The sequence below is a fragment of the Paraburkholderia sp. GAS206C genome, assembly GCF_050435645.1.
GTDB lineage: Bacteria > Pseudomonadota > Gammaproteobacteria > Burkholderiales > Burkholderiaceae > Paraburkholderia > Paraburkholderia phenazinium_B.
The window spans coordinates 408,440-422,324 of the sequence record NZ_JBNDKR010000001.1 but is presented as its reverse complement, the minus strand read 5'-3'; the positions used below and the strand labels follow the sequence as shown (position 1 = coordinate 422,324).

The following is a 13,885-nucleotide window of genomic DNA, read 5'->3' as shown; positions in this document are numbered from 1 at the left end:
TTACAGCACTGCGAGCCAACCCCCATCGACGTAAATGATCTGGCCGTTCACGTAGCTCGATGCCGCTGACGAAAGATAAACCGCGGTGCCGACGAGTTCCTCGGGCGTACCCCAGCGCTGAGACGGGTTGCTGCTTTTGACCCACGCATCGAACGCTGCGTTTTCCACCAGCGCCTTGTTCATATCGGTCAGGATATAGCCGGGCCCAATCGCATTGGCCTGAATGTTCGATGACGCCCACTCGGCGCTCATGGCCTTGGTGAGCATCTTGATGCCGCCTTTGGCTGCCGCGTACGCGCCCACGGTGGCACGCGCGTTCTCGCTGATAATCGAGCCGATATTGACGATTTTGCCTGCCGCGCCACGCGCGATCATGCGTTTGGCGGCCTGCCTGGCGACAATGAAGGCGCTCGTGAGGTTGGTGTCGATCACGCGCTGCCAGTCGCTCAACTCGAGTTCTACGAGTGGCTTGCGAAACTGGATGCCGGCGTTATTGATCAGGATATCTATCTTTATACCGTCTGTGTCCCACTGCGCGAATGCGTCGGCCACAGCCTGTTCGTCAGTCACATCGAAGGCACGGCCCTGGACGTCGAGGCCCTTGTCTTTGAGCCGCGCCACAGCTTGAGCGACCGTATCGGCGCGCGTGCCGTTCAATACGACGCGGGCTCCCGCGGCAGCAAGCCCTTCAGCGAGCGCGAAGCCGATGCCACGCGCCGAGCCGGTGACGAGGGCAGTGCGGCCGCTCAAATCAAATAGCTGAGTCATCTGGGTTTCCTTTTTGACGGGTATTCAGGAGTGAGCCGATGCAAATCTCCTCCACATGGTACTTTTCAGGAGTGGCACCCACCTGGCCGGCGCTGCCGACGCATCCTCCGGCAGGCTGCTGCTCACTTCAACCTGATGATGCACCAACTTACTTTCGACGATCATGAGCTTCTCGATAGACAGCATCGACCACATCGTTCTGAATGTAGCGGATGTGGAGGCCAGTGCCGTATCCGTGATCGCGCTCACTTGCGCCGGCGCAACTCCTGGCCTTTCTCGGTGATGATCGAATCGAAATCGTCGACCTGCGAGAACCGGACCGCTTTAACCGCGCCGAACTTGCTCGTATCGACTACCAGATGCCGCTCCACCGCACTCGCCATGGCCGCCTGCTTGAGCGCGACCTCATGAAAATTCCAGCAGGTGACGCCGCGTGCCGGATCTACTCCGCCTGCTGAAATGAACGCCTTGTTGATGCCCATGCGGCGCAGCATCTCGATGCTTTCTTCCCCGGCGAACGAATCCGATGACGGCACATACACGCCGCCCAGCAGGATCATCCGCACGTTGGGTTTGCGCCGTAAAATCTCCGCGACGTTCAACGAGTAGCAGACCACGGTAACGTGTCGCTCGGCAGGAATCAGCCGCGCCAGTGTGGTGAGGGTAGTGCCGCAATCGATGAAGAGCGTTTCGTTGTCGGCGATCAGCTTCGCGGCGAACGCCGAGGCCTCAGCCTTGGCTTGCGCGAAGTGGTCCTTCTCCTGCTCCAGCGAATACCCGGCGGTGTTGGGTACGTCGGTCGCGCTGACGATGTAGCCGCCCAGATAAGTGAATTGCCCCGGACTTGCGGCGACGTCGCGGCGCACCGTCATTTCCGACACGCCGAGCAGTGCGGCGGCATCGCGCAGGCGCATCACGTTTTGTCTGCCCAGCGCGTCAGCGAGCGCGCGCAGGCGGTCAGTTTTCAGCATGGAAGTCCCGGGCCCTGACGCAATGGGTTCGTTATATTTTGTTCGGAATCGTGAAAGGATTATAACAAGACCGGGCGCGCGCGGCGAGCAATCAGGAGTGTAATCGGACGCTTTTCGAAGGGAAAAATTCTCCGTATCAGGGCTCGACGTGACGCGTTTTCGCTTGGAGAAGCGAGTCAATGCACATATTCTGACATGCACCTTCCGGGAACTGACAGCGCATCGCCCGGTCTTTTGCTTATCTGTTCACAGGAGTCCTTTCTCATGACGCGACCCGTCGATTCCGGCGTAATCCTCATTGCACGTCTTGCCCTTGCCGTTTTGTTCCTTTGGGGCGGCGTGATGAAACTGTTGGGTTACGCGGGTTTCGTGGGCTATCTGCACTCGAAGGGTGTACCGTTCGTGCAGATTGCTGCACCGCTTGCCACTGCGGTGGAGGCGCTCGGCGGCCTGTTTCTCGTGCTCGGCTTCAAGATTCGCCCGCTGGCGCTCATCATGGCGGTGTACACGGTAGCAACAGCCGTCCTCGGACACGATTTCTGGAATGTGACGGATGCCGTGGTGCAGCATGACATGGTGATTCACTTCTGGAAGAACATTGGCATTGCGGGTGGTTTCCTGCTGTTGTTCGTGACGGGTGCGGGCCGTATCAGTATCGACGGCGCCCGCGCGCCGCGTAGCGGTCTGGGGCGCTGAAGAATCGCGTCCCCAGCGCGAGAGCGTGAGCAAAGCGGCGTTAATTGGGCCCGGTATGGAGGTTGCTGCTGGGATAGCTGCATCAGGACCGTTTGCGCAGGGCATGTTCCATCCAACATGCCGTTCCGATTCAAGGTGTCTTCAAGGGAGTCGACAATGATTCAAAATTTTGAGCAAACGATCGGTGGCAACGTCATGCAGTTTTGCGCGAGCCTCGGCGAAGGGCCGACGCCGCATCGTGTGATCATCAGCCTCGCCGATTCCGCGAAAACGCTGGTGGTCCTCGACGCGTCCGGTTTGATCAGTACGATCAAGGCCGAGATTGAAGAACCGGCCAAGCTGATTGCCGATGCGATCAGCAAGGTGGAAAGCGAGGGCCTGATTGCGCGCGCGCTCGAATCCGGTGAGATTCAGGAGACCTCGCTGTAGCTGTAGCGCGATAGGCGGACGGCGGGTCCACCGCTGCCTGGTTCGCCGCGACGCACAACGCCCACGCTGGGCTCAGCGTGGGCGTTGTACTTTCAGGGGATGGATCTGAATTGTGCGCTAGCGGTGCTAACCGCGATCAATAGCTCGCAGACGACGTCCCGATGATTCCTTGCGGCCATCGTTCTCCGGTTGCTGTGCATGCGGTTCCGGATGGACGAGGCAACCGAGCACGAGGGCGGCGAGCAACAGACCCGTCGAGATCGCGGTAGCGACCTGCATGCCGAACACGATATGCGCCGCGCCCGCTCCGCTCACCAGCGCGCCGAACGCGGCGACACCCACAGCACCGCCTGCTTGCCGCGCGGTATTCAATACTGCTGACGCCGTGCCGGCACGCTGCCGTTCCACCGACGCCAGCACAGCGGTCGTCATGGCCGGCACCGCGAGGCCCATGCCCGACGGAATCAGCAGGAACGGCACCAGCAGTCCGATCAGCGGCGTCGTCGCGCCCACCAGGTGCAGCAGCCCATAGCCGAGCGCAGCGGTCAGCGCACCGCAGATCATCGGCACACGCACGCCATAGCGCCCGACCACCCAGCCGCTAAGCACATTCGAAGCGAGGAATCCGCCGGTCAGCGGCAGGAACGCCAATCCAGCCTCGAGCGGCGTGTAGCCCCGCACGTGTTGCAGATACAGACTCAGCACGAACACCATGCCGTAGTACGTCAGATTCACGCAGATGCCGAACAGCACCGCAGCGCTGAAGGTGCGCTTGCGGAACAGCGAGAGCGGCAACATCGGGGTAGCCACGCGCGCTTCCACCGTCACAAACGCAATGACCGCGATCACGGCGAGGATGAAGCCGCCTGCGACCAGCGGATGGCTGAGGCCGAGCGGACGTCCTTCGATAACTGCGCCGGTAAACGCCGTTAGCGCGACGATCGCCAGTAACTGGCCGGGCAGGTCGACGCTGCGTGGCTGCGGGGCAGCCTGTGCGGTGGATTGTGCATTTCCTGGGACGGTTGTGTTCGGGACGGCGGTCGCATCCGGCCGCGGCACCCAGGCGAAGGTCGCGAACAGGCCGGCTGCACAAATCGGCAGATTGACGAGAAAGATGCTGCGCCAGCCGAAGCCCGCGATCAGCAGACCGCCGATCACCGGTCCGGCCGCAATCGAAACAGCGCCTGCCGCGGTCCACAGACCCACAGCCCGCGCCCGCAACTTTGGATCGTGTCCGCAGGCCTGGTTAAGCAGCGCGAGCGAGTTGGGCAACATCGCGGCGGCGCCGATGCCCTGCAGCGCCCGCGCTGCCACGAGCATAGTGGCGTCGAACGCGAGCCCGCAGGCGAGCGACGCGAGGGCAAAGATCACGATGCCGACGGCATACATGCGGCGCGCGCCGAGCCTGTCGCCGAGCACGCCGGCCGACAGCATCAGGACCGAAAAAGCCAGCGCGTAGGCGTCGACGATCCATTGCAGGCCCGTGACGTCCGCGTGCAGATCGCCGCCGATTTTGGCGAGCGCGATGTTGACGATAGTCACGTCGAGCTGCGTGACGACGAACCCCACGCTGACCGTCGCGACGATGCGCGAGATAGCGGGGGTGAAGGGGGCGGTGGTCGTTTTCATAAGACCCATCGTAAGCCTCAGCGGCAGCCGACGTTTCGGCGCGGCATGAAGTGTCAATGCATGGCGGAGAACGCCGGCGTCAGAACGCAGGGCTCATCTGTCGGACAATGCCGATCATTGGGTAAATTAGGATTGCTCCTATGGGCTGGCGGCCGGGCGACTAACAGAATCGCGTCCGATCCAACAGTTAAGAGTTTTTCTCATGCGTATTGCCATCCTTCAGCGCGACCCCCTGCAGAGTCAGTCGATCGAACAGATCCTGCAGCAGGCGGGGCACACCTGCGCGACCTTTGACGACGGTCTGAGCATGTCGAAGGCCCTCGCACGTTCGACCGTAGACCTGCTCGTGCTCGACTGGAACGGCATGCGTCTATCGGGTATCGACGTGCTGAAATCGGTGCGCGCCGTAGGCGGCGACCGGATGCCGGTGGTATTCGCTTCGCACGACCGCTCGGAGGCCGCCGCGGTGCGCGCCTTCGCGGCGGGTGCGGACGACTATGTGCCGTTGCCGGTGCGCCCGGCGGAATTCCGCGAGCGCATCGCGGCGCTGTTGCGGCGCGCCTACCCGGACCGCCTTAGCGTGGCGACGTTCGACGCCGGCCCGTATCACTTCGACGCGCATCGCCAGCTGGTGACGTTGCGGGGTGTGCCTGTGCAGCTGTCCGGCACGCAGTATCGTCTGGCGTCACTGTTCTTCGCCAACATCGGCCGCGTCCTGTCGCGCGACCATATCTTCGCGATGGTGTGGGGCCGCGAATTCCGCGAGTTCACGCGGACCATCGACAGCCACGTGTCGCGCCTGCGTCTGCTGCTCGAGATCGATCAGGACAACGGCTTTCGTCTGCAACCGGTCTACAAGAGCGGCTACCGGTTGCTAAGCCTGCATCAGGCCGAAGCCGAGATCGAGAAAGCCGCGGCCTGATCTGCTCAGAGCGACGGCAGCGTGGGCCGCGTTTCGAGCGAGTGGCGAACCAGCGCTTCGACCGCCTTGCGTTCGTCGCCTGCAAGCGGCAGACGCGGCGGGCGCACATGCTCCGTGCCGAGTCCCACCATCGCTTCGGCGAGCTTGATGTTCTGCACCAGCTTCGGCGAGACATCGAGGGCGAGCAGCGGCGCAAACCAGCGGTAGATCGCGCGGGCTTCGTCGACGCGGCCTGCCTTGATCAGCTTGTAAATCGCGACCGTCTCATGCGGAAACGCGCATACGAGACCCGCCACCCAGCCGTGACCGCCCATCAGGGTGGCTTCCATGGCGAGGTTGTCCACGCCGCACAGAATCGCGTAGCGATCGCCCACCGCGTTGATCAGGTCCGTGACCCGGCGCACGTCGCCGCACGATTCCTTGATGGCGACGATTTTCTTCTCGTCGGCGAGTTCGGCGAACATCTCAGGCGTGGTGTCGACGCCGTACGCGAGCGGGTTGTTATAAATCATTAGCGGCAACGCGCTAGCTTTTGCGACGCTACGGAAGTGGTGCAGCGTCTCGCGCCGGTCCGACAGATAGCGCAGACCCGGCAGCACCATATAGCCAGCCGCGCCATGTTTCGTGCCGGCTTCGGCCTGGCGGCAGGCGTCGAGCGTGCTGTTTTCGGCGATCGTCAGGAGTACCGGCACGCGGCCCCGCGAGGCGTCCACGGCGATATCGAGCACTTCGAGCTTTTCGTCGAGCGACAGGGTCGAGGCTTCGCCGAGCGAGCCGCACACGATGATGCCATCCACACCGGCCTCGATCTGCGCTTCGATATTCTTCGCCGTCCACGCACGGTCTATGCTGAAATCCGCGTGAAATTTGGTGGTGACTGCGGGTAATACACCTTCCCAGATGTGCGCCACGACGTCTCTCCTGAATGTGATGAGTTGACCGCAGTGTAAGCAGGGAAAAAGCCGCCGTCTTGCGCGATTCGCGCGTCTTCGATGACGATTTCAGCACAAGCGGTATGCGGGAATCGCTCGGCCAGGCCGTTGAATGCCCAGTGACGATGCTGTCTTACGGGGATCTGGGCGTACCGCGTCGGGACCGCGCGAGGGAGACTTCCCGGCATACGGAGCCAATGCTGTGCGGAAGCGTTCGGGCTCGCGGAACGGAAGTCCGGGGCGACCGTCGCCAAGGCGGACGAGCCACGCCGATCACTATGCTGAAATCGTCACAATCCGCGCATAATGACACCAAGACTGGCCGTGCCGGCATTTCTAAGATTGCAGCATGAAAACCTTGAACGTGATTGATTCGCACACCGGCGGTGAACCGACCCGCCTGGTTGTGTCCGGTGGCCCGGATCTCGGTAACGGGACGCTGGCCGAGCGGCTCGACGTGTTTCGCACGCGTTTCGACGACTGGCGCGCCGGCATCGTCACGGAACCGCGCGGCTCGGACGTCGTCGTCGGCGCGCTGCTGTGCGAGCCGGATGCCGCCGATTGCGCGGCCGGCGTGATCTTCTTCAATAACGTCGGCTACCTCGGCATGTGCGGACACGGCACGATCGGACTCGTCGTGTCGCTGGCGCATATGGGCCGCATCGGCGCGGGGCAGCACCGCATCGAGACGCCGGTCGGCATCGTCGAGGCCACGCTCAATGGCGATGGCAGCGTCGCGGTGCGCAACGTGCCGTCTTATCGTTACCGTCAGGCGGTGAGCGTCGACGTTCCCGGTCACGGCGTGTTGACCGGCGATATCGCGTGGGGCGGCAACTGGTTTTTCCTCATCGCCGAGCATGGTCATACGCTCGAGGCGCGCCATATTCCCGAGTTGACGGCATTCAGTTCGGCAATCCGCGACGCGCTGATCGCCCAGCACATCACGGGTGCGGACGGCGCCCTGATCGACCATATCGAACTGTTCGGACCCGGCTCGCGCGACGGTCTCGACAGCCGCAGCTTCGTGCTGTGTCCTGGCAACGCTTACGACCGCTCGCCGTGCGGCACCGGCACGAGCGCCAAAGTGGCCTGTCTCGCCGCTGACGGCAAGCTCGCCGAGGGAGCGGTGTGGCGTCAGGAAAGCATTATCGGCAGCGTCTTCGAAGCGACGTATCAAGGGAGCGGCGACGGCAAGACGGTGATGCCGACCATCACGGGTCATGCGCACATCATGGCGGAAGGGCGTTTGTGTTTCGATGAGCGCGATCCGTTTGCCTGGGGTCTGCGCGCGGCATGACGGCGGATGCGCTCATCGTCGGTGCGGGGATTATCGGCGCGGCATGCGCGGCGGAACTCGCCGCGCGCGGCATGCAGGTCGAGGTGCTCGATACGCATGGCATCGGTGGTGGTGCAACGGCTGCCGGGATGGGCCACATTGTCGTGATGAACGACTCCCCCGCGGAATTTGCTTTAAGCGCGTATTCGCGCGACTTGTGGCTCGAACTTGCGCCGCAACTGCGAACACGTGACGCGTTTTCGCGCTGCGGCACGCTGTGGGTCGCGACCGACGACGAGGAATGGCAAGCCGCGGGCGCGATGCACGATACGTTTGTCGCGCAAGGCGTCGCCGCACAACTGCTCGACAGCGCCGCGTTGCGTGCCTGCGAACCCGCGCTCGCAACTGGCATGGCGGGCGGCCTGCGGATCGAACACGACAGCATCGTCTACGCGCCGACCGCGGCCGAGTGGTTGCTCACGCAATCGCCTGCGGCGGCGAATATTCGCGTGAGACTGGCAACGGAAGTGACAGCCGTCGACGCGCATGGCGTGATCCTCGCGAACGGCGAACGCAAGCAGGCGGCCTATGTGATCGTGGCTAACGGCACGGGCGCGCAGAAGCTGGTGCCGTCGCTGCCGCTGCAGCCGAAGAAGGGTCATCTGCTGATCACGGACCGCTACCCCGGTTTGATCCGGCATCAACTGCTCGAACTCGGATACATCAAAAGCGCCCATCACGCGGTGGGCACCTCTGTGGCGTTCAACGCGCAGCCGCGGCCGACGGGCCAACTGCTGATCGGCTCGTCGCGCCAGTTCGACACGACCGATCCCGCTGTCGAAATGCCCGTGCTCGCGCAGATGTTGCAGCGCGCGGCGCGTTATCTGCCGGCGTTGCCATCGCTCAACGGGATTCGTGCGTGGACGGGGTTTCGGGCCGCGACGCCGGATGGCTTGCCGTTGATCGGCCGCATGGGGCGGATGAGCCGGATGAGCGATGCTGCAGCAGATCTATGGGTGGCGGTGGGGCACGAAGGTCTTGGCGTCACCACATCTCTTGCGACGGCGAAACTGCTTGCATCGCAGATCACGGGAGATGCCACGCCGATCCCATGTGAGCCGTATTTGCCGCAACGTTTCGCGCAGAGCGTGTGTCATGTCTAGCCGGGGCATCAAAGCGTGCATTCGCGTGACGATCGACTCTCGCACGATCGAGGTCGAAGCCGGAACGACGGTCGTGGCGGCGCTCGCGATTGCAGGCTTGCGTGGCACGCGCACTTCGGTGGCTGGCCAGCCTCGTGCTGCCTTGTGCGGCATGGGCGTGTGCCAGGAATGCCGCGTCACCATCGACGGCCGCGCGCATGTGCTCGCGTGCCAGACGCTTTGTCGCGACGGCCAGATCATTCACACGACGGGGCCATTGTGAGCGTGGATCAGCACTACGACGTCGTCGTCGCGGGCGCCGGTCCGGCCGGGCTGAATGCGGCGCGAGCCGCAGCGCAGAAGGGCGCGCGCGTGGCGGTGTTCGACGACAATCCGTGCGTCGGCGGTCAGGTCTGGCGGCAAGGGCCGGGCCACGCCCCGCAGGCGCCATTGAGCGAAGTCGACGCGGCCTTGCGCAAGCATCCGAACGTCACCGTGTGGTCATCCTCGCGTGTCGTTGCTCCGTTGGGGCCACGTGCGCTGCTGCTCGAATCGGCCGGGCACGGTGGCGTATGCGTCAGCTACGACCAACTGATCCTCGCAACCGGTGCGCGTGAGCGGCTGCTGCCGTTCGCCGGCTGGACGCTGCCAGGCGTGACCGGCGCGGGCGCGTTGCAGGCGTTGATCAAAGGCGGCACGCCGGTACGCGGCGAGCGCGTCGTGATCGCCGGCAGCGGCCCATTGCTGCTCGCCGCGCTCGCCACCGCTCGCGCGGCGGGCGCCCACGTGGTGGCGGTGGTCGAACAGGCACCGGCGCTCGCGCTGGCGCGCTTCGTCGCCTCGCTCGCGGCCACGCCTTCGAAGTTGCTGCAGGCCGCGCAGCTCACACGTGGAGGAGCAGGGTTGCCCTACTGGACCAGCAGCGTAGTGCGCGAAGCGCGCGGCGCAGGACGAGTGGAGCAGGCGACGATCGTGCGCGGCACCCGCGAAGTCACGCTCGCCTGCGACCGTATTGCATGCGGCTATGGTCTGGTGCCAAACGTGACGCTCGCCCAGGCGCTCGGTTGTGCGCTCGATGAACACGGCGCGATTCGCGTCGACGACATGCAGCGCACCTCAGTGGAAGGCGTCCTCGCTGCGGGCGAATGCACGGGGATTGGCGGCATGGAACTGGCGCGGGTCGAAGGCGCGCTGGCAGGATGCATTGCGAGCGGCGATGCCACGCTGGACCTGCGCGCACTGCGCGCGCAACGCCAGCGTTGGCAACGTTTCGCGCAGCGAGTAGAAACGACCTTCGCCTTAGGCGACGCAGCCCGCGCGCTCCCTGCTGACGAGACCATACTCTGCCGCTGTGAAGACGTGACGCTCGGCGAAGTGCGCGTGCATCGCGACTGGCGCGACGCCAAGCTGCACACCCGCTGTGGAATGGGCGCGTGTCAGGGGCGTATCTGCGGCACGGCCGCCAGCACGTATTTCGGCTGGCAGACAGCGCAGCCGCGTCCGCCATTTCATCCGGCGCAGATCGGCACGCTCATCAAGGCCGCCGATTGGGTCGCATCGCCCTCGTCGACCCCCTGATTTTTTCGCCCCATCGCGCGGACCTATAATCGAGCGCACAAGATCACGCACCGGATGCACGGGATACGCAAGATGAACACGCTGGCTCACCCGCTCGACCCGCCCGACGCCACGTTGACCGGCATGCTCTCGCATTTCACGCTGCTCGAACCGGTCTTCGATGCGATGCCGGACGTCGTGTTTTTCGTCAAGGACGTCCAGGCGCGCTATGCGCTGGTGAACCGCACGCTGGCTTCGCGCTGCGGCTACAAGGACAAGGCGGCGCTGCTCGGCAGGACCGCCGAGGACGTCTTCCCGCGCCGCTTCGGGCGCATCTACACGGCGCAGGACATCGCGATCATCAATGTCGGCAACCAGATGGTCGATCAGCTGGAACTGCATCTGTACCCCGGACGGCAACCGGGCTGGTGCCTGACCTGCAAGCAGCCGTTGCGCGATCCGGCGGGGCAGGTGGTGGGGCTGGCGGGCATTTCGCGCGATCTGAAAGCGGACGAGGGCAGTCATCCCGCGTACAGCCGGCTCGCCGCGGTCGTGCAGTACATTCAGGACAATTATGTGCAGCCGCTGAACCTGAAGCAGCTCGCGGCCATGGCGGATATGTCGGTAGCGCAGCTCGAACGCTACTTTCACAAGGTCTTTCATCTGACGCCGCGCCAGGTGCTGCTGAAAACGCGGCTGGATGCGGCCACTGCGCTCCTGGTGTCGCACGACAAGGTCACGGATGTGGCCGCCCTGTGCGGCTATACCGATCACAGCGCGTTCACGCGGCAGTTCAAGGCGACCGTCGGCATTACACCGACCGAGTACCGCATGCTGCTGCACGGGACCACCTCTAGCTGAGCGTTCGCGTCGCAATGGCCCGTCGCCGTCCGAGTCATCACTATTACGTCTACGTGGTCGTACTGGAAGACACCGTCTGGAACGAGGCGCGCTTTCGCCGTGCGAATCCGGACTACCGGTTCGACAAGCCTTGCGTGTATGTGGGAATGACGGGGCTGGACCCGGACCTGCGCTTCGACCGGCACAAGGCGGATATCCAGGCGAATCGCTATGTGCGCGATTACGGCCTGCGGCTACTGCCGGAGCTGTATGAAGTATTCAATCCGATGCCCTACGACGGCGCGCGCGACATGGAAGTGGAGCTGGCGATCGGCCTGCGTGAAGCGGGCTACGCGGTATGGCAGGCGTGAAAACTGCCAATAGTCAAACGAATGGCACGACGAGTAACGGAAACGTTACCGGCTCTGTTGCGCAGGCAGACAATCCGCCAAATTAACGGATGCCGAGTCCACGCAAGACTGCATTGCCTTCCGGCGTCAGACGAATGTGCGGTGCACCGGCTTCGGTAGCGACCGTTTCGACGAGCCCCGCCTCATGCAGCATCGGAATCTCGGGTTTCGCAGATGCATCGATCGGCGCGTGCAGCAACAGCAACAGCGTAGCGAGTTCATGGTGACTCAACAGGCGGCGCAGCATGGTCCGCTTGGCCGGCACCGCCGGGTCGCTTACGTCGCGATTTGTTTTGTTCAGGTTCAAGATATCCACCTCCAGCTTTTCATTGTCCGGTGGATCATGGGGCCCAAGTCTTAAACGATTCTTAAGACTCGAGCCTCATTCGGTAGGAATGTGTTGCATTCGATGTCGCGCGGATTACCGGCACTTACGTCACAGGAATGTCACGGAGCGCAGGTTTTGCTCGCGCCTTCGATCCACAGGTTGCTGGCGTGACGTTTGCCCGCGTAAAAGCGGTAGGTGGTAGCGCCGTTGTCGGCGCGGATCTTGACGACGTTCGAGTCGCCGAAATCGAGCATTTGCCCTTCGGGCAACGGCGTGGTCTTGAACGTCGCGTTGTGTTTGGCGGCTTCCTGCGTCATGCACGCCACCACGTCACTAACGGGGCGCTGCGTGTTGCCGTCGATCACGGGCTCGCCCGAATCCGGATTCTGGAAATAGGCACATGCGCTGAGCAGCAGGGGAACGGACAGGACTACGGCAAACTTCTTCATAGGTCTCCAGGGGTATCGGTCCTCGCGGCCTGCGGGGCGGCGCCGGACGGGCGTCGGCCGCGGATAGCGCGCCGCGTCAGGTGGCGGATGGCGGATCAAACGCCATTATATCGGCGCAAAAAGCGTGCCCCTCGGAAGACGCGGACGCCGGGGGAACCTTGCGAAACCCTGAACGCATGTGAAGCCTAAGTAAAGCATCCGTAAAACGCGTTCAAACTCACGCATGGCCAGCCCCGCGCGCGGCACAAATCTGCCCAGCCGTCTTTTAAAAGAGGATCGCGATACCGAACATGCCGACGAACTGCGCGTTCGTCGATGACGGCGTCGAGTTCTGCGAGTCGCCGACCGCCGGCGTCGCCTCGACGATGTTGCCCGCTCCCTTCGAACCGAGCGTCTCGCCGCTAGCTCGCTGATAGGCCTGCACTGCATACAGCGAGGTGCGCTTCGACAGGTGATAAGTCTGCTTGAGCGAATACTGCTGATAGCGCGCGGCGCTGGTGATGCCGTTGGCTTGCGATGCCAGCGTGTACGAGAATGCGCCGGCCACGTCGAAGTCCGGTGCGAAGCGGTAGGTGGCCAGGGCAGCGTAGGTATTGAAGATCGCGGTGTCGTGGAAGATGGAACGGCCGCCTGCTACGTATTGCACGTTGGTGTACGTGAGACCCATCATCAGGTTGCCGATCGTATAGTCGGCTGCCGCTGCGATGTGCTGAAGCGCCTTCGCCGACACGTAACCGGTGTTGAGCGATGAGGTGCCGAAACTGCCTGTCGAAGCCGCATCGAAGCCGGTGGTCTCTTGCGCGTTGTCCATGCGCAGATAGCCCGCGGCGAGATTGACTGGGCCGGTGGTGTAGCGCACGCCGGCGCTGATCGTCTCGCCTTTGCCGGTGCTGCCGGCAATACCGCCCAGCGCGTACATGCCGCTCGCTTGCAGGCCGTTCCAGTTCGGCGTGGTGTAGATCAGCGAATTGTTGATGCGGATCGTCGTGTCGAGTCCGTCGATATCGCCCGGATGCGCGCCGGTCGCGCCGGTCAGCCAGTTGGAAGAAGCGAGCGGTCCCACGAACTGGTAATACGTCGTATATTGCCGGCCCACGGTGAAGGTACCGTACATCGGGTTTTGCATGCCGATATACGCCTGGCGGTTGAAGATCTGGGTGGACGACGACAGCGCACCGGTATTCGGATCGAAACCGTTCTGTAGATCGAAGACGACGGTGGTGCCGCCGCCAATGTCTTCGACACCGCGCAGACCCCATTTCGACGCATACAGGTTGCCCTGGCGCAGATAGACGTTCGACGCGCCCTTCTGGTTGTTGGCATAGACAATTGCGTCGTCCACTGCGCCGTACAGCGTGACGCTGCTTTGCGCGAAAGCCGGACTGGCGAGGAGGGTTGCGCTGGCCGTAAAGGCGAGTTTGGTGAGTGTGCTACGGGACTGCTTCATCGACTGTGTCTCCTTCGTTGTGAGAAAAGATCGCCAAGGTAAAGCGTTGATTTTTGTACGTGGCCTGTCGCGGCCCGTAACTTACCGAA

The 13,885-nt window shown here is 63.3% G+C and carries 16 protein-coding genes; 9 read left to right on the top strand and 7 right to left on the bottom strand.

What is annotated here, in order from left to right:
• Entirely contained in the window at positions 1–768 is a 768-nt protein-coding gene (locus tag P3T20_RS01975) for an SDR family oxidoreductase (RefSeq protein ID WP_429285885.1), read from the bottom strand.
• A gap of 245 nt (positions 769–1,013) precedes the next feature.
• On the bottom strand, positions 1,014–1,739 hold the full coding sequence (locus P3T20_RS01970) for a DeoR/GlpR family DNA-binding transcription regulator (protein ID WP_074268973.1): 726 nt from the start codon (positions 1,737–1,739) through the stop codon (positions 1,014–1,016).
• A gap of 264 nt (positions 1,740–2,003) precedes the next feature.
• Between P3T20_RS01970 and P3T20_RS01965 the strand changes: the two genes are divergently transcribed.
• Complete coding sequence (locus P3T20_RS01965) at positions 2,004–2,435, top strand: DoxX family protein (RefSeq protein ID WP_074268972.1); 432 nt, start codon at positions 2,004–2,006, stop codon at positions 2,433–2,435.
• 156 nt (positions 2,436–2,591) lie between these two features.
• A complete protein-coding gene (locus P3T20_RS01960) occupies positions 2,592–2,864 on the top strand; it encodes a hypothetical protein (protein WP_074268971.1) in 273 nt (90 codons plus the stop codon).
• A 126-nt stretch (positions 2,865–2,990) separates the two neighbouring features.
• Here P3T20_RS01960 and P3T20_RS01955 read toward each other — a convergent pair whose 3' ends face one another.
• A complete protein-coding gene (locus P3T20_RS01955; protein ID WP_429285884.1) occupies positions 2,991–4,493 on the bottom strand; it encodes an MFS transporter in 1,503 nt (500 codons plus the stop codon).
• Between the two features lie 202 nt (positions 4,494–4,695).
• On the opposite strand from P3T20_RS01955, the gene P3T20_RS01950 reads away from it, so the two are divergent.
• Positions 4,696–5,415 carry a response regulator transcription factor gene (locus P3T20_RS01950; RefSeq protein ID WP_074268969.1) on the top strand — a complete coding sequence of 240 codons (720 nt, stop codon included), beginning with the start codon at positions 4,696–4,698 and terminating at the stop codon, positions 5,413–5,415.
• Between the two features lie 5 nt (positions 5,416–5,420).
• Here P3T20_RS01950 and P3T20_RS01945 read toward each other — a convergent pair whose 3' ends face one another.
• A complete protein-coding gene (locus tag P3T20_RS01945; protein WP_074268968.1) occupies positions 5,421–6,326 on the bottom strand; it encodes a dihydrodipicolinate synthase family protein in 906 nt (301 codons plus the stop codon).
• 370 nt (positions 6,327–6,696) lie between these two features.
• Here P3T20_RS01945 and P3T20_RS01940 point away from each other — a divergent pair, with 370 nt between their 5' ends.
• The 6 genes from P3T20_RS01940 to P3T20_RS01915 all read left to right on the top strand — a co-directional run bounded on the left by P3T20_RS01940 (position 6,697) and on the right by P3T20_RS01915 (position 11,533).
• Complete coding sequence (locus P3T20_RS01940) at positions 6,697–7,644, top strand: 4-hydroxyproline epimerase (protein ID WP_074268967.1); 948 nt, start codon at positions 6,697–6,699, stop codon at positions 7,642–7,644.
• Positions 7,641–8,786 carry an NAD(P)/FAD-dependent oxidoreductase gene (locus P3T20_RS01935; protein ID WP_074268966.1) on the top strand — a complete coding sequence of 382 codons (1,146 nt, stop codon included), beginning with the start codon at positions 7,641–7,643 and terminating at the stop codon, positions 8,784–8,786. The genes P3T20_RS01940 and P3T20_RS01935 overlap by 4 nt, the downstream gene beginning before the upstream one ends.
• The gene (locus P3T20_RS01930) at positions 8,779–9,048 is read left to right on the top strand and encodes a (2Fe-2S)-binding protein (RefSeq protein ID WP_074268965.1); all 270 of its coding nucleotides are present in this window, start codon (positions 8,779–8,781) and stop codon (positions 9,046–9,048) included. Before P3T20_RS01935 ends, P3T20_RS01930 begins: the two co-directional genes overlap by 8 nt.
• Before the next feature lie 2 nt (positions 9,049–9,050).
• Complete coding sequence (locus tag P3T20_RS01925) at positions 9,051–10,343, top strand: FAD-dependent oxidoreductase (protein WP_074269505.1); 1,293 nt, start codon at positions 9,051–9,053, stop codon at positions 10,341–10,343.
• A gap of 72 nt (positions 10,344–10,415) precedes the next feature.
• Positions 10,416–11,183 (top strand): AraC family transcriptional regulator, encoded by a 768-nt coding sequence (locus P3T20_RS01920; protein WP_074268964.1) that lies wholly within the window; start codon positions 10,416–10,418, stop codon positions 11,181–11,183.
• A 14-nt stretch (positions 11,184–11,197) separates the two neighbouring features.
• Positions 11,198–11,533: a hypothetical protein gene (locus P3T20_RS01915; RefSeq protein WP_074268963.1), complete on the top strand. Its 336-nt coding sequence runs from the start codon at positions 11,198–11,200 to the stop codon at positions 11,531–11,533.
• Positions 11,534–11,615: 82 nt separating this feature from the next.
• On the opposite strand, the gene P3T20_RS01910 is transcribed toward P3T20_RS01915, so the two are convergent.
• The 3 genes from P3T20_RS01910 to P3T20_RS01900 all read right to left on the bottom strand — a co-directional run bounded on the left by P3T20_RS01910 (position 11,616) and on the right by P3T20_RS01900 (position 13,796).
• Positions 11,616–11,819 (bottom strand): hypothetical protein, encoded by a 204-nt coding sequence (locus tag P3T20_RS01910; protein ID WP_143787772.1) that lies wholly within the window; start codon positions 11,817–11,819, stop codon positions 11,616–11,618.
• A 200-nt stretch (positions 11,820–12,019) separates the two neighbouring features.
• Complete coding sequence (locus P3T20_RS01905) at positions 12,020–12,349, bottom strand: hypothetical protein (protein ID WP_074268962.1); 330 nt, start codon at positions 12,347–12,349, stop codon at positions 12,020–12,022.
• Positions 12,350–12,614: 265 nt separating this feature from the next.
• Positions 12,615–13,796, bottom strand: coding sequence for a porin (locus tag P3T20_RS01900; protein WP_429285883.1), 1,182 nt, complete (start codon positions 13,794–13,796; stop codon positions 12,615–12,617).
• Positions 13,797–13,885: the final 89 nt, after the last annotated feature.

Excerpts from the sequence above, each read along its gene's own strand:
- P3T20_RS01930 (WP_074268965.1), top strand. The coding sequence starts at position 8,779 with ATGTCTAGCCGGGGCATCAAAGCGTGCATTCGCGTGACGATCGACTCT.
- P3T20_RS01920 (WP_074268964.1), top strand. The coding sequence starts at position 10,416 with ATGAACACGCTGGCTCACCCGCTCGACCCGCCCGACGCCACGTTGACC.
- P3T20_RS01960 (WP_074268971.1), top strand. The coding sequence starts at position 2,592 with ATGATTCAAAATTTTGAGCAAACGATCGGTGGCAACGTCATGCAGTTT.
- P3T20_RS01900 (WP_429285883.1), bottom strand. The coding sequence starts at position 13,796 with ATGAAGCAGTCCCGTAGCACACTCACCAAACTCGCCTTTACGGCCAGC.
- P3T20_RS01965 (WP_074268972.1), top strand. The coding sequence starts at position 2,004 with ATGACGCGACCCGTCGATTCCGGCGTAATCCTCATTGCACGTCTTGCC.
- P3T20_RS01955 (WP_429285884.1), bottom strand. The coding sequence starts at position 4,493 with ATGAAAACGACCACCGCCCCCTTCACCCCCGCTATCTCGCGCATCGTC.
- P3T20_RS01975 (WP_429285885.1), bottom strand. The coding sequence starts at position 768 with ATGACTCAGCTATTTGATTTGAGCGGCCGCACTGCCCTCGTCACCGGC.
- P3T20_RS01970 (WP_074268973.1), bottom strand. The coding sequence starts at position 1,739 with ATGCTGAAAACTGACCGCCTGCGCGCGCTCGCTGACGCGCTGGGCAGA.
- P3T20_RS01935 (WP_074268966.1), top strand. The coding sequence starts at position 7,641 with ATGACGGCGGATGCGCTCATCGTCGGTGCGGGGATTATCGGCGCGGCA.
- P3T20_RS01940 (WP_074268967.1), top strand. The coding sequence starts at position 6,697 with ATGAAAACCTTGAACGTGATTGATTCGCACACCGGCGGTGAACCGACC.
- P3T20_RS01905 (WP_074268962.1), bottom strand. The coding sequence starts at position 12,349 with ATGAAGAAGTTTGCCGTAGTCCTGTCCGTTCCCCTGCTGCTCAGCGCA.
- P3T20_RS01915 (WP_074268963.1), top strand. The coding sequence starts at position 11,198 with ATGGCCCGTCGCCGTCCGAGTCATCACTATTACGTCTACGTGGTCGTA.
- P3T20_RS01910 (WP_143787772.1), bottom strand. The coding sequence starts at position 11,819 with ATGCTGCGCCGCCTGTTGAGTCACCATGAACTCGCTACGCTGTTGCTG.
- P3T20_RS01950 (WP_074268969.1), top strand. The coding sequence starts at position 4,696 with ATGCGTATTGCCATCCTTCAGCGCGACCCCCTGCAGAGTCAGTCGATC.